The 17,854-nt window shown below is 58.8% G+C and carries 19 protein-coding genes; 13 read left to right on the top strand and 6 right to left on the bottom strand.

Going from position 1 to position 17,854, the window contains the following annotated elements:
* Window positions 1-34: 34 nt before the first annotated feature.
* Genes GSP01_RS07650 through GSP01_RS07640 form a run of 3 tightly spaced genes read left to right on the top strand, consistent with a single transcriptional unit; the run spans window position 35 to window position 3,161 of the window.
* On the top strand, window positions 35-1,459 hold the full coding sequence (locus GSP01_RS07650; RefSeq protein ID WP_141352334.1) for a M20/M25/M40 family metallo-hydrolase: 1,425 nt from the start codon (window positions 35-37) through the stop codon (window positions 1,457-1,459).
* 2 nt (window positions 1,460-1,461) lie between these two features.
* Window positions 1,462-2,466 carry a 4-hydroxythreonine-4-phosphate dehydrogenase PdxA gene (gene pdxA / locus GSP01_RS07645; RefSeq protein ID WP_174787571.1) on the top strand — a complete coding sequence of 335 codons (1,005 nt, stop codon included), beginning with the start codon at window positions 1,462-1,464 and terminating at the stop codon, window positions 2,464-2,466.
* On the top strand, window positions 2,463-3,161 hold the full coding sequence (locus GSP01_RS07640) for a pyridoxine 5'-phosphate synthase (RefSeq protein ID WP_141352330.1): 699 nt from the start codon (window positions 2,463-2,465) through the stop codon (window positions 3,159-3,161). The genes pdxA and GSP01_RS07640 overlap by 4 nt, the downstream gene beginning before the upstream one ends.
* 49 nt (window positions 3,162-3,210) lie before the next feature.
* Here GSP01_RS07640 and GSP01_RS07635 read toward each other — a convergent pair whose 3' ends face one another.
* Window positions 3,211-3,810: a hypothetical protein gene (locus tag GSP01_RS07635; RefSeq protein ID WP_062269390.1), complete on the bottom strand. Its 600-nt coding sequence runs from the start codon at window positions 3,808-3,810 to the stop codon at window positions 3,211-3,213.
* A 187-nt stretch (window positions 3,811-3,997) separates the two neighbouring features.
* On the opposite strand from GSP01_RS07635, the gene GSP01_RS07630 reads away from it, so the two are divergent.
* Window positions 3,998-4,222 (top strand): DUF3126 family protein, encoded by a 225-nt coding sequence (locus GSP01_RS07630; protein WP_141352328.1) that lies wholly within the window; start codon window positions 3,998-4,000, stop codon window positions 4,220-4,222.
* Between the two features lie 21 nt (window positions 4,223-4,243).
* Here GSP01_RS07630 and GSP01_RS07625 read toward each other — a convergent pair whose 3' ends face one another.
* Window positions 4,244-4,765 (bottom strand): DUF2939 domain-containing protein, encoded by a 522-nt coding sequence (locus GSP01_RS07625; protein ID WP_141352326.1) that lies wholly within the window; start codon window positions 4,763-4,765, stop codon window positions 4,244-4,246.
* 101 nt (window positions 4,766-4,866) lie between these two features.
* On the opposite strand from GSP01_RS07625, the gene GSP01_RS07620 reads away from it, so the two are divergent.
* From GSP01_RS07620 to pyk, 4 genes are all read left to right on the top strand, one after another.
* Window positions 4,867-5,637: a HesA/MoeB/ThiF family protein gene (locus GSP01_RS07620; protein ID WP_141352324.1), complete on the top strand. Its 771-nt coding sequence runs from the start codon at window positions 4,867-4,869 to the stop codon at window positions 5,635-5,637.
* Complete coding sequence (locus tag GSP01_RS07615; RefSeq protein WP_141352322.1) at window positions 5,634-6,011, top strand: DsrE family protein; 378 nt, start codon at window positions 5,634-5,636, stop codon at window positions 6,009-6,011. Before GSP01_RS07620 ends, GSP01_RS07615 begins: the two co-directional genes overlap by 4 nt.
* Before the next feature lie 84 nt (window positions 6,012-6,095).
* Window positions 6,096-7,034 carry an SH3 domain-containing protein gene (locus GSP01_RS07610; RefSeq protein ID WP_174787566.1) on the top strand — a complete coding sequence of 313 codons (939 nt, stop codon included), beginning with the start codon at window positions 6,096-6,098 and terminating at the stop codon, window positions 7,032-7,034.
* Between the two features lie 24 nt (window positions 7,035-7,058).
* The gene (gene pyk, locus GSP01_RS07605) at window positions 7,059-8,489 is read left to right on the top strand and encodes a pyruvate kinase (protein WP_141352318.1); all 1,431 of its coding nucleotides are present in this window, start codon (window positions 7,059-7,061) and stop codon (window positions 8,487-8,489) included.
* A 52-nt stretch (window positions 8,490-8,541) separates the two neighbouring features.
* Here the strand turns inward: pyk and GSP01_RS07600 are convergent, their stop codons facing one another.
* Complete coding sequence (locus tag GSP01_RS07600) at window positions 8,542-9,423, bottom strand: prephenate dehydrogenase/arogenate dehydrogenase family protein (RefSeq protein ID WP_141352316.1); 882 nt, start codon at window positions 9,421-9,423, stop codon at window positions 8,542-8,544.
* Window positions 9,420-10,601 (bottom strand): HpnL family protein, encoded by a 1,182-nt coding sequence (locus tag GSP01_RS07595; protein WP_141352460.1) that lies wholly within the window; start codon window positions 10,599-10,601, stop codon window positions 9,420-9,422. The genes GSP01_RS07600 and GSP01_RS07595 overlap by 4 nt, the downstream gene beginning before the upstream one ends.
* A gap of 134 nt (window positions 10,602-10,735) precedes the next feature.
* Between GSP01_RS07595 and hpnA the strand changes: the two genes are divergently transcribed.
* Genes hpnA through hpnC form a run of 3 tightly spaced genes read left to right on the top strand, consistent with a single transcriptional unit; the run spans window position 10,736 to window position 13,733 of the window.
* Window positions 10,736-11,731, top strand: a complete 996-nt coding sequence (gene hpnA, locus GSP01_RS07590; protein WP_141352314.1) for a hopanoid-associated sugar epimerase — start codon at window positions 10,736-10,738, stop codon at window positions 11,729-11,731.
* Window positions 11,731-12,873: a glycosyltransferase gene (locus tag GSP01_RS07585; RefSeq protein WP_141352312.1), complete on the top strand. Its 1,143-nt coding sequence runs from the start codon at window positions 11,731-11,733 to the stop codon at window positions 12,871-12,873. The genes hpnA and GSP01_RS07585 overlap by 1 nt, the downstream gene beginning before the upstream one ends.
* Window positions 12,870-13,733 carry a squalene synthase HpnC gene (hpnC, locus tag GSP01_RS07580; RefSeq protein WP_141352310.1) on the top strand — a complete coding sequence of 288 codons (864 nt, stop codon included), beginning with the start codon at window positions 12,870-12,872 and terminating at the stop codon, window positions 13,731-13,733. Before GSP01_RS07585 ends, hpnC begins: the two co-directional genes overlap by 4 nt.
* 28 nt (window positions 13,734-13,761) lie before the next feature.
* On the opposite strand, the gene GSP01_RS07575 is transcribed toward hpnC, so the two are convergent.
* The gene (locus GSP01_RS07575) at window positions 13,762-14,931 is read right to left on the bottom strand and encodes a pyridoxal phosphate-dependent aminotransferase (RefSeq protein WP_141352308.1); all 1,170 of its coding nucleotides are present in this window, start codon (window positions 14,929-14,931) and stop codon (window positions 13,762-13,764) included.
* Window positions 14,932-15,012: 81 nt separating this feature from the next.
* Entirely contained in the window at window positions 15,013-15,486 is a 474-nt protein-coding gene (locus GSP01_RS07570; RefSeq protein WP_141352306.1) for a cupin domain-containing protein, read from the bottom strand.
* A 137-nt stretch (window positions 15,487-15,623) separates the two neighbouring features.
* Here GSP01_RS07570 and hpnD point away from each other — a divergent pair, with 137 nt between their 5' ends.
* Window positions 15,624-16,499: a presqualene diphosphate synthase HpnD gene (gene hpnD / locus GSP01_RS07565; protein ID WP_141352304.1), complete on the top strand. Its 876-nt coding sequence runs from the start codon at window positions 15,624-15,626 to the stop codon at window positions 16,497-16,499.
* Between the two features lie 5 nt (window positions 16,500-16,504).
* The gene (gene hpnE / locus GSP01_RS07560; protein WP_141352302.1) at window positions 16,505-17,800 is read left to right on the top strand and encodes a hydroxysqualene dehydroxylase HpnE; all 1,296 of its coding nucleotides are present in this window, start codon (window positions 16,505-16,507) and stop codon (window positions 17,798-17,800) included.
* Window positions 17,801-17,854 lie beyond the last annotated feature (54 nt).

Raw genomic sequence — 17,854 nt, 5'->3', positions numbered from 1 at the left:
TTGGGTGACTGACACCCCGAACATGGAACACAAGATGACTGCCAATTCCGAGACACTTGATACCGTTCTCCAGACCGTCGACACCCATCTGGACACTTCGGTCTCACGCCTGTTCGAGATTCTCCGCATTCCGAGTATTTCCACGCAGCCCACACACGCCGCCGATTGCCGGAAAGCTGCGGATTGGATGCGGAAGGAGCTTGAACAGCTGGGGATGAAAGCAGAAATCCGCGACGTTCACTGGGCGGCTCCAGGGCACCCGATGGTCGTGGGTCATGATCAGGCTGGCGGCAGCAGCGATGGTCGACCCCATGTCCTGTTCTATGGTCATTACGATGTGCAGCCGACAGATCCGGAAGCCCTCTGGAATGCACCGCCCTTCGATCCACGGCTGATCGAGGACGCTTCAGGACGTAAGGTCATCGTTGCCCGCGGAGCGAGCGACGACAAGGGGCAGGTAATGACCTTCCTTGAAGCCTGCCGCGCCTGGAAAGAAGTTACGGGGTCGCTTCCAGTCAAAGTGAGTGTTCTGCTGGAAGGCGAAGAGGAATGTGGAGGGGCAAACCTGCTCCCGTTCCTCAAGGAAAATGCTGCGGAACTCAAAGCAGATGTGGCGCTCGTCTGTGATACCGGCATGGCGGATCGCAGAACACCGGGAATCACGACCTCCCTGCGCGGCATGATGGCCGAAGAAGTAGTCATCCAGTGCGCCAGCCATGATCTGCATTCCGGTCTGTACGGCAATGCTGCCGCCAATCCGATTGCCGTTCTCTGTCAGGCTCTGGCGACACTTCGGAATGCCGAGGGTGGTGTCACGCTGCCGGGTTTCTATGACGGCATCCAGGATCCGTCTCCGGCCACACGGTCGCAGTGGAGCGGGCTTTTCCCTGATGACCACTCACTGTTGGAGGAGGCTGGGCTGTCGGTCGCAGCGGGAGAGAAGGCCTATAGCGCGATCGAACAGACGTGGTGCCGTCCGAGCTGTGAAATCAACGGCATTTCCGGTGGTTATGAGGGCGAGGGGTTTAAAACTGTTCTTCCCGCCAAAGCCATGGCGAAGGTCTCGTTCCGACTGGTTCCCGGTCAGGACCCTGATCGCATCCGCGAGGCCTTCCGTGCCCATATCCGCGCAGCCCTGCCTTCCGACGCCCACGTCACATTCACTGCCCATGGCGGTTCTCCAGGCTTCGAAGTTTCCCGTGACAGCCGTTTTCTGGCACCCGCCCTGAAGGCCCTGAGTGATGAATGGGGCGTGCCTGCCGCGACTGTCGGTTCGGGCGGCTCCATCCCTGTGGCCGGCGAAGTCCGCGATGCGCTGGGGCTGGATGCTCTCATGATTGGATTTGCCCAGAATGACGACCGGATCCATTCCCCGAACGAACAGTACGGGCTGGATTCCTTCCACAAGGGTATCCGTTCATGGGTGCGCGTCCTGGCGGCGCTGGCAGACGCCCGCTGACGATGAAACACCCGCTGCCGCTTGCAGTGACGCTTGGAGATCCGGCGGGGATCGGCCCACAGCTTGCAGCAGAAGCCTGGCGCAAGCTGCGACCTTCAAAGGAAGGGACCTTCTTCTGGCTCGGTGATCCACGTCTGGTTGAGCACGCTGTGCCCGTGACCTGCATCACAACGCCGGAAGAGGCGACGAGTGTTTTTCCTGACAGCATGCCTGTTCTGCCGGTTCCATGCGAAGTAGAGGTCATTCCGGGTCACCCTGATTCCCGGAATGCCGCAGCGACAATCAACAGTATCCGTAAGGCCGTTGAGTATGCTCTTGCAGGGCGTGCCGGCGGGGTCGTGACGAACCCGATTGCCAAGCATGTTCTGGCTGCGGCCGGTTTCCCCTATCCGGGTCATACGGAATTTCTGGCGGCTCTATGTGATATGCTCGGAGAAGAGATCATGATGCTGGTCTCGCCCCAGCTCAGGGTTGTCCCGGTGACGGTTCATGTCTCGCTCCGCAGGGCTATGGAGACCCTGACAACCGAACGCATCGTACAGGTGGCGGAGATCGCCAATGCGGCGCTCCAACGTGATTTCGGGATTGTGTCTCCGCGCCTGGCAATCGCGGGGCTGAATCCTCATGCTGGTGAGCACGGCATGATGGGCAATGAAGAAATTACAATCATTCAGCCCGCAATCGACAGGCTCCGGACACAGGGGATCGACTGTCATGGGCCGATGCCGCCGGACACGATGTTCAGCGCCAAGGCCCGGCCGCATTACGATGTAGCGATCTGCATGTATCATGATCAGGCGCTCATTCCACTGAAGACGCTTGATATGGAAGAAGGCGTGAACGTGACGCTCGGGCTGCCGATTATCCGCACCTCGCCTGACCATGGGACGGCTTTTGATATCGCAGGTCCTGTGACGGATACCTGCCGGGCGGATGTGTCCAGTCTTCTGTCGGCGATCCGACTGGCTGGCGGAATGAGCGCTTATCAGGAAGGAAAAGGATCATGATCCGTCTTGGAGTGAACATTGATCACGTCGCTACGCTGCGCAATGCCAGAGGGGGCACGTTCCCCGACCCCATAGCGGCGGCCGAACTGGCCATCGCCTCGGGCGCAGACGGGATTACGGCGCATCTGCGAGAAGACCGGCGCCATATCCGCGATGCTGACATGCCCCGGCTCAAGGCGCTATCCGCGCCTTTGAACTTCGAGATGGCTGCGACGGACGAGATGGTCCGGATTGCCTGTGATCTTCGGCCGCATGCCTGCTGCCTGGTGCCTGAAAAACGCCAGGAAATCACGACCGAAGGCGGCCTGGATGTCGTGGGACAGAGTGAGGCACTCAAGCCGAAAATCGCGCGGCTGCGGGATACTGGCATCCGGGTTTCACTGTTCATCGATCCCGAGGCGCGACAGATCGAAACCGCTGCAGCTTTGGGAGCGCCCGTTGTGGAGCTTCATACCGGCGCTTACGCTCTGGGCGGTAGCCAGGAACTGGAACGTCTGCGGTCAGCGGCGGAGACGGTCGCAGCCTGTGGGCTGGAACTCCATGCCGGGCACGGACTGACTTACGACAATGTGGGCGCGATTGCGGGCCTGGCAGGGCTTGCCGAACTGAATATCGGCCATTTTCTGATCGGGCAGGCCGTTTTTGACGGGCTGGGACCGGTGGTCCGCAAAATGAAAAGCCTCATAAATTCATAAACGCAAGGAGGAGCGGGACGTCTGTCGTCCCGCTCCTCCTTTTTAAGGTTCACTTGACCGGCTGGATAACCGGCTGAGTGTCGTCGTTTGTGAACTTGGGAACGTATTTCCCGGACTGGTCCGAATAGGTTGCTGTCGCACTCTGCGCCGGCGTACGGGGTGGGTGGAAGCCAGATACAGGGCCGAAGGGGCCGCCATTCACGCGACGCATCGTGGATTCACGCTGACGGGCACAGCCACGAGTAATGATGGAGCAAATACCGTCCGTTCCGATATATTCGTCGTCATTACCTGTGTAATGCACTTCGGAAACCCGGTCATGATCCATGCGGACCAGCATGCGACAGGCCGTACCACCACCGCCAAATGCGGACTGATAGATGCTAATAGCGGATTGGACAGGAATGAATCCGGAATCCGAAGGCATCGTCGGAAGCGCCTTGCTGCCGTCATACTGCCAGATCTCTGTTGTATCGTTCAGCTTCTTTGTGGAAGCCGGAATACCAGCACAGGCCTGCAAATCGTAGCTTGTCATGCCAACCATTTCGTACTGTGCCTTATGTGCACTGCGGGAATCGAAATAGCCACACCCAGAAAGGGCTGCGGTTGCTGTCATGGCAACGAGAAGGCGTGTGTAAACCGGGCGCATCATGTCTCCTTTGCGCGTAAGGGAAGCAGACTGCAGACCCGGAACGATTCATGACGAACAGGTCACAATCAGATGTGAAGTGTCCTGTTTCTACAGCAGCATCTCTGACGGGGATAGAGGAAGCGGGTTCCTTTGTTCCGGATGATGGGTTAGAGGGCAGTTCCCTTGCATCACAGGAATGCCACCAATGGCCGATATGACCCCATCCGAGGTGACACGCCTCCAGACCACGCTCCAGCGCCTGCTGGGTTCCCCGAAGCTCACGGTCAACAAGCCCAGCCGCAAGGGCATGAGCGTTGAACTGGCCGTTGCCGGAGAAGTCATCGGAACGGTTCACCGCGATGAGGATGAAGGCGAAGTCTCCTACGCCATCCACATCACGGTTCTGGAAGAAGACCTACCGCCTGCCTGAAATCCCAAGCAGCGTTAAACCTCAGGCAGCATGAGCCGGTGCAGGCATTTCGAATCGCGTGATCTCCCAGCCCCAATGCTCGAACTTCATGTGAAGGACAAATGGTGTCTGTCCCGGCTGATCCAGACTGGCCTCGAACTTTCCTGGGCTCACGAAATGGGCATGCATGGAATGCCACATTCCAAGCCAGTCTGACATGGCGGGAGCGTGCGGCATCACCTGATGCGCTGTAGTGATCAAGGTCGCAGGTGTCAGATGCGTATCGATGGCATTAGACACAGCCTGCCCCGCAAATGAACTCCCGAATCCCGGCAGGTCATCATCGACAGGTGCGGCAGGCGCAAACTGTTCCTTGAAGCAGTGCGTCAGCGCTGACCAGTCCACATGAGGCGCCAGGCGCGATGGATTGTTGCCGTTCATGGCCCGATCGATATCCCACAGGGCGAAATAGGGCGACACCGCATAGACTGCCAGAACAGCGCCTGCACTGACACCAAGCCCCTGCCATGCACGCGGCATAACTCTGCGAAAAGTGTTTTTCATGATGACTTCTCTGCTCAGGTCCTGCGAGACACCAGGACAGGGTTGAACGACACTGACGCTAACGTCTTTCAAGAGTGAAAGTCAGCAATTATCATCATTTCATGGATATGAATTTTTCTGACAACGAGCTGGAGCGGTATTCCCGCCATATTCTCCTGCCTCAGGTCGGGGCAATCGGGCAGACGCAACTTTGCGAAGCCTCTGTTCTGGTGGTCGGCGCCGGAGGGCTGGGAGCTCCACTGCTTCAGCAGCTTGCTGCATCCGGAATCGGGCGTATCGGAATCATGGACGATGACCGCGTCGATCTCAGCAATCTACAACGGCAGGTTCTCTATGACACTGACGACATCGGAGAGTTCAAAGTCAAGGCCGCGGCAAAGCGTCTGAAGGCGCTGAACCCGCTGGTTAGGGTCAGTCCGCATCAGGTTCGCGCGACGACCACCACGCTAGATGCGCTTGTGCCGCAGTATGATCTGGTCTGTGACGGGACCGACAACATCGTCACACGGCTGGCCGTATCTGATGCCTGTGTGCGGCATGGTCGGTCTCTGGTATCCGGGGCGGTACAGGGATTTTCAGGACAGATGGCTGTATTCAGGCCGCAAAAGGGCGGCCCCTGTTATCGCTGCCTGTTTCCAGAGGCCGCAAAGACAGAAGCGCCGAACTGCGGCATGTCCGGTGTGCTTGGCGCAGCGGCGGGCGTCATGGGAAGCCTAATGGCCGTGGAAGTCATGCGGGAAGTCATCGGACTGGAAGGTACAGATCAAACGCGTGTCCGCCTGTGGGATGCGCTGTCGGGAACGATGGAGAGTTTCGTGTTGAAGCGGGATACTACATGTCAGATCCATCATGATGAGCAGGCGCCCGGATGACACATCCCATGTTCCTGACGCTGGCCGACGATTCCTGGCAGCGGGCGCATTATGCACTTGTTGTTGCGGCGGGCGGCCTATCGCTCGGACGCAATGTGACGATTTTTGCGGGCGGACGCAGCGTTTTGGCGCTGACGCCGGACTGGAAGGGACTTGCAGGGGTTATTGCGGACGGTGAGCTCGAGGCCCGTGGGATCTCAGGGTTCGGGGAACTCCGGGAAGCGGTTCTGGACCTTGGCGCGACGGTCATGGCCTGTGAGGCCGGCCTCAGGATGGCAGGTCTATCTGAAAAGGACCTACTCGACGGAGTTACGGTGCGGGGAATTGTCAGCTTTCTTGAACTGGCGGGAGACAATCCCGTCCTTGCGCTGTAAGTTTCTAACCAAGACACGATTTTCGGACGTCTTTCCCATTTTGATGACTTGCCCAAACCTTCGGCCCTTGGCAGGGATGCGCTCATGAGAATGTCAGTCTTCCCTCTGCGTCCTGCCAAAGGCCATTTCGCTCTTCTTCGAGCGCTGCTGGCAGGTACGGTCCTGCTTTCTGCTCCGGGCTTCGTGAGTTCCGACGCCTGGGCTGCCCATCATCACAAGAAGCATGGGGAGACGGCCGCAAAGACTGTGGATAAGCATGCGTCGGTCAAAAAACATCACAAGGCCGCCGATACGGCAAAACCGGCATCACCAGCGGCGAAGCATAAAACGATGCATCACACCGCTCTGAAACATGCCGCTCCGGCTGTTGCTGCAGGCGCTGCCGCCACCGCGGCGAGTGCAGCAACAGCTGATCAGCCTGCAACTCCGCCTATTCCGCCAGCTCCTGAAAACACGGACAAGGGCAGCAACACCGGACTGCCGCTGCCGCGTTATGCTGCGTTTCGGGCCGACAAGGTCTATATGCGTCGCGGACCGGGAGACAGGTATCCGATCGACTGGGTTTATCACCGTCGCGGGCTGCCCGTGGAAATCGAGCGCGAATTTGATGTGTGGCGCCTTGTCGAAGATTCCGATGGTCAGAAAGGCTGGGTGCATCAGGCGACGCTCTATGGCAGCCGGACCTTTGTCATTCCGGGACTGCCTCCTGAAGGCGTGAAAGCCCAGAACGGCGAGGCAAGCGCGCAGGAAGGTGACCATATTGGCAAGGCCGATGCCCGTATTCTCGCCCGTGTGGCCACTCAGGACGAGGCGCGGGCACATAAAAATGATGTGCTCCTCATGAGCCATCCGGAAGAAGATAGCACTGTCATCGCGGTGCTGCAGCAGGGAACGGTGGGCAATATCAAACTGTGCCCTCAGAATTCCCAGTGGTGCCGCGTGAGTGTGAAGGGCTACGAGGGCTGGCTGCCCCGCCGTCTTTTCTGGGGACTGCTCCCGGGCGAGACGATACAACCTAACTGATTTTTTCGATCGAGGACGCCGTATATGACATCCAGTTCCCATTACCGCCGCACGCGGATTGTCGCTACTCTTGGGCCGGCCTCATCTTCACCCGAGATGATTCTTTCCCTGGCGAAGGCGGGCGTGAATGTCTTCCGGCTCAATTTCTCCCACGGCGCGCATGAGGATCACGGCCAGCGTCATGCCGCCATTCGGGCTGCCGAGGAAAAGGTCGGGCGCCCTCTGGCCATCCTGGCGGATCTTCAGGGCCCGAAACTGCGTGTCGGCGTGTTCGAGAACGGTCCGATAATCCTCGAGGAAGGCAAGCCGTTTCGCCTGGATCTGGACCGGACACCCGGTACGATTTCGCGCGTCTGCCTGCCTCATCCGGAAATCATTTCCGCCGCCAAGTCAGGCAGCCATCTCCTGCTGGATGACGGCAAGCTCAAACTGCGTGTCGTAAAGACGGGCGAGGGGTTCCTCGAGACGGTTGTTGTCGTGGGCGGAAAGCTTTCGGAGCGCAAGGGCGTCAATGTTCCCGACGTGACGCTGCCCATTCCGGCGCTGACCGAAAAGGATCGCCGTGACTTTGACTTCGCATTGTCGCTAGGTGTGGATTTTGTAGCGCTTTCGTTCGTGCAGCGCCCAGAGGACGTGCAGGAAGCCCGCGAGATCGCAGCAGGCCGCGCAGCCATTGTGACCAAGCTTGAAAAGCCGCAGGCGATGGATGATCTGGCTGCCATCGTGCACCTGTCGGATGCGATCATGGTGGCGCGTGGCGATCTGGGTGTGGAGCTGCCGCCTGAGGAAGTTCCTGTGGCGCAGAAGCGCGCCATTGCCGAAGCCCGCAAGCAGTGCCGCCCGGTCATCGTGGCGACACAAATGCTTGAGAGCATGATCGAAAGCCCGACGCCAACGCGCGCCGAAGTGTCCGATGTGTCCAATGCCGTTTACGATGGCGCGGATGCCGTTATGCTGTCGGCGGAAAGTGCGGCAGGTAAGTATCCTATCGAAGCCGTCTCAATGATGGTGCGGATTGCCGAGCGCGTGGAGCAGGACACTGAGTGGCGTCTCCGCATGGACCGTCTGCGCCCAGCGCCAGATGAAACTGTCCAGAGCGCGATCGTTCAGGCCGCCTGGCAGGTCAGCTGCACGCTTCATGCCGGTGCTATCGCATGCCGGACCCGGAGTGGAGCAGGAGCCATGCTTCTGTCCCGTGAACGGCCGCATTGTCCGATCATTGCCCTGACACCCGAACTATCGGTTACGCGTCGACTGTGTGTTGTATGGGGCGTCTTTCCGCATCTGATCAACAGCGAACAGAGCTCTCAGGGCATCGAGCCTCTGGCCGGTCCTGTTGTCGAACTCGCACAGAACATGGGTTTCTGCAAAACCGGGGATCGGATTCTGATCCTGGCCGGCCTGCCTTCGGGGCATTCCGGAAGCACGAACACCCTGCGCGTCATCACAGCCTGAATAACCAGCTACTGTCGGACTCTAGTCCGGCAGTAGCTTATGCCTAGGCAGTTCAGGCTTGACGGTTTTCAATCAGGGTCCGGCGAATAGCCCGCCCACGTTCAATTTTGCTTGTGATAGCTGCTTCGTCGCCGGTACGGATTGCATCGGCCATTGCCTGTGTGTCGGCCACGAACTTGTCGAGCGTCCCAAGCAGCGCTTCCCTGTTGGCCAAGAAGATGTCTCGCCACATGACCGGGTCCGACGCCGCAATCCGTGTAAAATCGCGAAAGCCCGACGCGGCATAATCCAGGACAGCCGCACGAATTTCATCAGACAGGTTGTCTGCGGTATCACAGATCGTAAAAGCAAGGAGATGCGGCAGGTGACTGACCATGGCGCAGATCCTGTCGTGCTTTTCATCAGACAGAACTTTCGTGCGCGCTCCGCACAACGTCCAGAGCTGCTCAATCGTGATCACAGCCTTCGTATCCGCGCCTTTAGGCGGAACGAGCAGCGCCCAACGGTCTTCAAACAGGGTTGAAAATCCCGCGTCCGGCCCTGAATGTTCGGTTCCGGCCATCGGGTGGCCGGGAACATACGCCACGTTTTCAGGCAGGATCGCCGCTAGTGTCGGGCCGAGCTGTCCCCGAACAGAGGCTACATCTGTCAAAATGCTGCCAGGTTTCATAAAGGGGAGCACCTGACGGGCGACCGGTTCAACTGCGCCAACAGGAACGCAGATCATGACGCAGTCTGCCTGCGCAGCAACAACAAGGTCGGACGTCGTGATATCCGCGATGCCCAATTCCCGCACACGTTCAAGAACGCCCGAGTTTGAGTCGGCTGCGATCAGGGTTTCGGCAATTTCCCCCGTTTCACGGGCCCGGCGCAGAATGGACGAACCAATCAGCCCCGGGCCGATGACAGAGAGAGACCCAAAGAGAGGTTTCATAAAACTCTGGGAGCCGTCGCGAAAGGGGTATCCTCGGTGCTTTTGCCGTCCCGGGACGTGGCCTCTTTTTTGATACTACCGGCAAGGGCCGTCACGGCGGGAGGAATAACGGTCTTGCGGGAGGAAACCGGAGACGGAGCCGGCGTATTTTTACTTACTTCCATAGGAGGTGCACGACGCAGCCGACGCATTTCCACAATCTGCCAGACCAGAAGGACCGGAATACCGATCAGGATGTCACGCCCGCGGCGCAGTAGGGAAAGACTGAGCGAGATTTCAGCATCGATGCCGAAAATCATGCCCAGGGCAGCATAGGCTGCTTCCTGCACACCCAGAGCGCCCGGTACCAGGAAACCGGCCGACATGATACCACAGACCACGCCCTCGATTGCGACCGAGGAGAAAAATCCGACATGGGCGCCGAGCAGATGAAAGGCCAGCCACGTCATGGCTGCACTGCCCATCCAACATAGCAGATGGCAAAATGCCCCCAAGGAAATCCTGTCCGGGCGGCTCCAGAGGCTTTCGAGTCGTAACTGGAATGTCTCCGTATTGCCGATCAGGGAATCGCGCCACTCCGCAGCAATGTGCTTCCCGAGAAACGCCGCAGCCTTGCGAACCATCACTCCGCCGCGCTGCTGGGTCCAGATGAATCCGGCAATCCCAATGCTCAGCAAGAGCATGCCACCTATGAGTGGCCAGACAAATCGCGAAGCCCCGTGATGGCCGATCAGACAGAGAAGAGCAATCAGGACGAAGGCGATCTGCCCTAGAACCTCGGTCGTGATATCCACCAGGTTTGCGGCCACACCTTCGGGCCAGTTTAGTTTTTCTCCCTTGACGGTGCGGGGATCCACACCGGCCAGCGTGGCGCGGACACCAATGACCATACCGCCGAGTTGAGAGAAGGGAAGACATGCACCTGCGCTGTCACGGACCAGACGCGCTCCCATAAGGCGCCGCATGCTCAGCAGCGGCACCGCCGCGTGCCACGCAACACCGAGCCCCATGTCAATCAGAAGCTGGCAGAGCGCGAGCAGCAGGAAGCCACCAACACCGACTTTTGAAAGAGCGTCCATGACGGGATGAATACCCGCCTTAGCCGCAATGAAGGTGAAAAGGGCCACCCCAAGAAGGGAAAGCAGAACAGGGAGAGTTTTTTTCAACGTCTTCGTCACATACCGTTTGGACACGCTCTATCGCACACAGGGTAAATATTCCACCCTTTCAGACGCTTTCCCCAAAAAGCCGGGGGGATTATGCTGTCATAAATTGCAACCATCTGCTGATGACCCAAGGAGACTCTGCCACCATGAACGATGTCACACTCGTTACGGGGGCTACAGGGTTTGTCGGCTCTGCCGTCGCTCGCGTCCTTGAAGAACGCGGCCACCGCCTGAGACTTCTCGTCCGGCCGACATCCGATCGTTCAAATATTGCTGAATTGAACGCGGAACTCGCCGTCGGCGACCTTTCCGATCCTGATACGCTTGCTCCGGCGCTGAAAGGCGTCAAAATCCTGTTTCATGTTGCTGCCGATTACCGGCTCTGGGTTCCGGACCCGGAAACCATGATGAAGGCCAATGTGGAAGGTACCCGTAATCTGATGCTGGCTGCCCTTGAGGCTGGCGTAGAAAAAATTATTTACTGTTCGTCGGTTGCGGCCCTGGGGCTACGAAGCGACGGGGTGCCAGCAGACGAAACCACACCAGTTTCCGAAAGCAAGGTCATCGGGATCTACAAACTTTCGAAATACCGGGCGGAACAGGAAGTCCTTCGTCTGGTCCGCGAGAAGAACCTTCCGGCGATCATCGTGAATCCCTCGACGCCGGTGGGACCACGGGACATAAAGCCGACGCCCACGGGACAGATGATCCTCGACTGTGCCAGCGGAAACATGCCGGCCTATGTCGAGACCGGGCTGAACATCGTTCATGTCGATGACGTCGCCGAAGGTCATGTTCTTGCGCTGGAGCAGGGAAAGATCGGCGAGAAATACATTCTCGGCGGCGAGAACATCATGCTGGGAGACTTGTTCCGCATGGTCAGCCAGATTGCGGGAGTAAAGCCGCCTGGCATCAAGCTCAAGCAGTCCTGGCTCTATCCCGTAGCGCTTGTGTCTGAATGGCTAGCCCGCGGGTTTGGTATCGAGCCGCGAGTCACGCGTGAGACGCTGGCCATGTCCAAAAAGCTGATGTTCTTCTCATCCGACAAGGCGAAGAAAGAACTCGGATATGCTCCGCGCCCGGCCCGCGATGCCGTGGCAGACGCCATTGCCTGGTTCCGTCAACACGGGCGGATGAAATAATGCTGTTCGGAACTGCACTGACCAGTCTGGGAGCCTGGCTCTACCTTTCTCTGTTCCATGGGAAATTCTGGCAGAAAGGCCCCATTCTCGCCCAGAAACCCACTCCGGTCTGCGCACCGGACGTGGCGGTAGTCGTCCCCGCCCGTGACGAAGCGGACTCTATCCGCGAATGTCTGACATCCCTTCTGGAGCAAGATTATGACGGGAAACTGTCTGTTATTCTGGTCGATGACGAGAGCACAGACGGGACGGGCGATATCGCACGCGCGCTGCCTGATCCGCATCACCGCCTGACCGTCATTTCGGGCCAGAAGCGCCCTGCCGGATGGAGTGGCAAACTGTGGGCGGTCCATCAGGGAGAACAGGAAGCCCTGACGCGGATCGGCCCTTATGGTTACATCCTGCTAACAGACGCGGATATCATACATGCCCCGGGTCATCTTTCCTCCCTGGTCGCCAAGGCCCGGGAAGATGATCTGGATCTTGTTTCGGAAATGGTGGCGCTGAACTGCGAGAGCACTGCAGAGCGTTTTCTGGTCCCGGCGTTCGTCTATTTCTTTGCGATGCTCTATCCGTTTTCACGGATTGCTAGCGAGCATTCGCGGATCGCGGGTGCGGCAGGCGGAACCATTCTTCTGCGGCGTCGGGCTCTGGAGCGAATCGGAGGCATCAGTGCCCTGCGTGGCGCTCTGATCGACGATTGCACACTGGCCGCACATGTAAAGCGTTCGGGTGGCCGGCTCTATCTGGGACACAGTGCCCTGGCATGGTCCGTGCGACCGTATCGTGGCATGAAGGACGTGTGGCACATGATCGCGCGGACGGCTTACGTGCAACTGCGCTATTCGCCGCTCCTGCTGCTAGCAACGATCATCGGGATGGCCACGATCTGGCTTCTGCCGGTGACCCTCGCCCTGTTCAGCAAAGGGCGGGAACGACGGGTCGGCCTTCTGACCTATCTGCTGTCCTGCCTGACTTTCGTACCGACACTTCGCCGCTTTGGCCTGCCACTATGGCGTGCCATTCCCCTCCCACTCGTGGCAGCCTTCTATATGGCAGCAACCATCGGCTCGGCTCTCGATCACCACCGCGGGGTCGGCGTGCGCTGGAAAAATCGTTCCTACACGGATGAAATATCGTGACAGACAGCATCTGGGGGGCGAAAGACGTCACCTCTGCCAAAAGCAAATCCGACGAGAATTTTCCCGTCGGTTCTTTCCTGATTGCCCCACGGCTGCGGCCTTACGTCCATACCTATTATAATTTCGCGCGTGTCGCGGATGACATGGTGGACACGACAGAGCTGACGCCTGCCGAAAAAATTGCGCGGCTCAAAGGCATGGCGGCGATCATCCGGGGTGAGATCACCGCACCTCCGCGCGCCGACGCACAGACGGCGGTCAAGCTGCGCGAAGTGCTTCTTCAGACGGGCGTGCCGCTGGAAACGGCGACGGATCTTCTCGAAGCGTTCTGCATGGATGCGGAAAAGACCCGCTATGAAAGCTGGGACGAGCTGCTGCATTACTGCAAATATTCAGCAAATCCCGTCGGCCGCTTCCTGCTCCTGTTGCATGGTGAGGCAGAAGAGACGCTCGCACCTTCCGATGCCCTGTGTTCAGCCCTTCAGGTCGTCAATCATCTTCAGGACGTCGCAGACGATCTAAAGGTCCTCGACCGGTGCTACGTACCGCTACCGTGGTTGGAAGAAGAAGGTGTCTGTCTGGATGACCTGCGTCTGGTACGCAGCAAGCCGGGGGTTCGCCGTGTGCTCGACCGGATGCTGGATGGGGTGGACGTCCTCAACAGAAACGCCCGGATCCTGCCTCTCCTGATCCGGGATCGCCGGATGCGGCTGGAAGCGGCCGTAATTGTGGAGCTGTGCCATACCCTGACAGCCCGTTTGCGTCGCCAGGACCCGTTGCTGGAACGTGTGGCCTTGACGAAGGCGGATGGGGCGAAGGCCCTGTTCCGGGCGCTGCGTTATTTCCCTGCCGCCGGCTGAGCCGGAACGGCAGGGAGGCTGGATCGGATCAGGCGATGATCCGGTCCAGCGCCGTACAGAAGGTCTTCATTTCATCCATTGAGCCGACGGTAACCCGCGAGGCATTCGGCCAGATGGGCCAAGAGCGTCCGATCACGACTTTTTGCTGCAGAAATGCATCCTTGATCGGCTCTGCCGGTTTCTTCCAGTCAATAATGAACATGTTTGCATCCGACGGAATAAAATGGATGCCGCGCTTGCGCAGATGCTGGAACGTCATGTTCCGGGCTGCAATCATTTCCTGACGACGGGCAGCGATGGCTGATTTCATGGTCAGACTCATCGTGCCACAGGCCATAGCAGGAACCGGCAGCATCACGGTTGCGCTCTTGCCATCATAACGCATCATGGCTTCATGCAGATCGGGTCTGGCAAATGTCAGGCCAAGACGCATGCCAGCCATAGCAAACATCTTGGAGAAAGTGCGCAGAACGACTACGTCCTTGTTCTTGGCGACCAACTCCAGAGCGCTCGGCGCTTCCGAAAAGTGGATATAAGCTTCATCGACCAGAACGACAGAGCCCTTTGGTTTGTGCTCGACGAGCCATGCAATATCGCGCAGAGGCGTAAGCGTCCCAGTCGGATTGTTCGGGGAGCAGATGTAATAGACGCCGGCATTGGGATCGGCCGCCAGCATGGCGCGTACGTCAGTACGATAACCACCCCTGGCGGACAGCGGCACACGGGCGAGGGGGATCTTCAACCAGTCAGCAGCCACCCAGCCAGCTTCATAGCTCGGATCTGCCGTAACAAGCCCACGGGTGGGCGAGCAGAACGTAACAATCGCGCGGGCGAGAGGATCGGACGAACCACACCATGTCATGACATGGCTTTCGGGAATTCCTTCCACGTCAGAAGCCGTCTTGATCAGATCATCACGCATGTGGCCGGTCGGATCGTAACGGTTGCTCTGGAAAACGGAAGAAGCACCGGCTTGCGCGGCTTCCGGGAAAGGCCCCGTCCAGCATTCATTACTACCCAGACGGGTCATGCCTTCAAAATTAATTCCTGACGGAAGAATGCCAGCATGCGCGGATTTCGTCAGGGCGTGAACGGTCGCACCAGCTGCCAGAAGCGTGGCAATCCGTCCAAAACTGCGGCGGGAGTATCCCCGGGCCAGAAGGTCGCTGCGGGCGACGGAAGAGAGGGGACTGGTCATTGTGGGCCATACTCCAGACTAGGGTCAGAACATATTAGTTCCGAAACATTTTCTGTGTCAAAGCAGGCCCGAAGGATATTTTCAGTATTCTTTCTTCTGGCCGGGCAGGGGGATGGATGTCGGCTTTCCAGGAGAGCCGGCATAGGTCAGCAGCAGAACCGTCTGTCCGTCGCCGCTCACACCGCGATGGACATCATTAACCGATTCCGCGAAGGCTTCACCCTGATGAAAAGTGCGCTTCTTGCCGCTCTCACGGTCCTCGATCGTGAGGGTGCCTTCAAGCACATAGCCCGCATTAGGATAGGGATGCACATGCCAGGGCAACGCGGAATGCGCCGGGATTGTCAAACGGATCATGCTAAGCATCGGGCGGGTCGCCGGATAATGATCGTAAGGGGTGCCATTCCACGAATGATCGTCCGCAAGGAGATGTTCGGCGTGGCCACTGGCTGTTGCGGGTGAGGGCGCCTGTGCAAAGACAAGCGGTGTCGAGAAAATCGCAGTTGCAACTGCCCCTGCAAGAAGGGCCGGGTTTATCTGAGAAAAGAAACGCATGTCGTAAAGACTCCTCTTCAGGTGTTGCGTTTTGGCATCACACTAACGCATGGCACGCCTTTCCGTTCAGGTCATCTTTGTCTCGGGGGGATTTGGGTCTAGAACCCTGATCTTCTGAAACGAGACAGGGGACAGACATGGTTTTCAGCAGGATGCGCGCTTCTTCCGGTCTTCCCTGCGCGCAGGCCGATCTGGACCATGTCGAGAGGATCGTCACCACTTCGGGAACATCCTTTGCCCGCGGGATGAGCATTCTTCCGCCGGATCGGCGTCAGGCGATGTTTGCGGTCTACGCTTTCTGCCGTCTGGTGGACGATATTGCGGACGGCGACGCTGGTGTTGCAGACCCGATGGCGGCTCTTCAGGAATGGCATCACCGGATTGACCAGCTCTATGAAGGTGTAGCGACGGATGCGCTCGATCGTATCCTGATTGTTGCCATCCATCGCTATCAGATTCAGGTCCAAGATTTCCATGACGTTATCGACGGTATGGCCATGGATTGCGGCGCGCCGATCGTCGCGCCCGACGAGGCAACGCTTGATCTGTACTGTGACCGCGTAGCCTCTGCGGTCGGACGGCTTTCAGTCTGCGTGTTTGGTGATTCGTCCGACAATGCGCGGCGCGTGGCTTACCATCTGGGACGCGCCCTGCAGTTGACTAACATCCTGCGCGACATCGCCGAAGATGCGGGACGGGGCAGGCTATATCTTCCCGCCGAGCTTCTGACTCGGTTCGATGTTCCCAAAGACCCGCAGGAAGCGCTGTACGCCCATGGCCTGGATCAAGTCGCCCGCATTCTTGCACAACGGGCGAAAGACCATTTCCGCGAAGCCCGCAATGCCATGCGGCTGTGTAATAGCACTGCGATGCGGCCGGCCCGCATGATGGCAGCCTCCTATGCGTCGATCCTCTCAGCGCTGGAAAAGCGCGGCTGGAAAACGCCGGATATCGCTCCGAAAGTCTGTAAACCCTGGAGAAAGCTGCGCACTCTCGCAGCGTATGTGAAGTAAGCCCCATGAGCCATGTCCACATTATCGGCGGTGGTCTGGCAGGCCTTTCCGCCGCAATCGAACTGGCAGCACAGGCCCGGGTCACGGTCTACGAGGCAGGGCCAGCCTGCGGCGGACGTGCCCGCTCTTTTCACGACCGCTCCCTCAATGCCCGGATTGATAACGGCAATCACCTGATCCTGTCGGCGAATGATCTGACGTTTCGCTACCTGGACATCATTGGCTCTCGCCATACCCTGACCGGTCCGGGACTGCCGATCTTTCCGTATTACGATCTCGAGGACAGCCTGGCCTGGACGCTGCGCTTGTCGAAAGGAAAGCTACCATTCTGGGCGCTTCCGGGCGGCCGACGCGTCCCGGGCATGAAACTGTCGGAACTGGCTTCCCTAGGTCGCTTCCTGCGCGCCGGCGAGAACACGACCGTGGATGCCTGCCTGAGTTCCGGGCAACTGAGCCGCAGGCTGCTCGTACCTTTTGCGATTTCCGTTCTCAATACGGATATCCATACCGGCAGTGCAAAACTGCTTGGGAACGTAATCCGTCAATCCCTCGCCAAGGGCGGAATGGCCTGCTGCCCCTGGTTCCCGGAAGTTGGATTGTCCGAAACACTGATCGATCCGGCCATTGCGTATCTGAAGCGCTTTCATGGCGATGTCCGCACGGGTGTCCGCGTCAGTGCCATCGAACAGCAAAATGGCCGGGCAAGGGCGCTCGAAACCGCTGAAGGGCGGGTCGAGCTCGGCCCTGAAGATCAGGTCATCATGGCCGTCCCGGGGCCTGTCGCGCAATCCCTGATTCCGGGACTGAAAGCGCCGGATGCTTTCGAAAGCATCGCAAACGCGCATTTCCGTCTTCCGGCCGTGGTTCAGGCCCGGGGCGTGGTGACCCAAGCCGGGTTTGTTGGGCTGGTTGGCGGCATTTCGGAATGGATCTTCTTTAAGGGCGATATCCTGTCCGTTACCGTCAGTGCGGCCAACCGCTACGCCGATCGCGAAAACAGTGAACTGCTGGCCACAATCTGGTCCGAGATTCGGCGTGCTCTTGATCCCGTCCTGTCGCAGTCGCTTCCGGTGGCCATGCCGCCCGCGCGCCTGATCTGGGAAAAACGGGCAACATTCGCCGCGACCCCCGAACAAAACCGACTGCGGCCAGGCCCCCGAACGGATCTCGTGAATTTGGCTCTAGCCGGGGACTGGACTGACACCGGCCTGCCGTCCACGATCGAAGGCTCCATCCAATCGGGTCTCCAGGCCGTGGCGGCGCTGGGTTTCCGCTCCGCCCTTGAGAACACGAAATCGTGATGAACGCTCTCACAATCATGATTGTAGCACAACCCCCGCCTTTCAGGACCGCCT

Source organism: Gluconobacter sphaericus NBRC 12467 (assembly GCF_006539125.1).
Lineage (GTDB): Bacteria > Pseudomonadota > Alphaproteobacteria > Acetobacterales > Acetobacteraceae > Gluconobacter > Gluconobacter sphaericus.
This window is presented reverse-complemented; position numbering and strand designations above follow the sequence as displayed.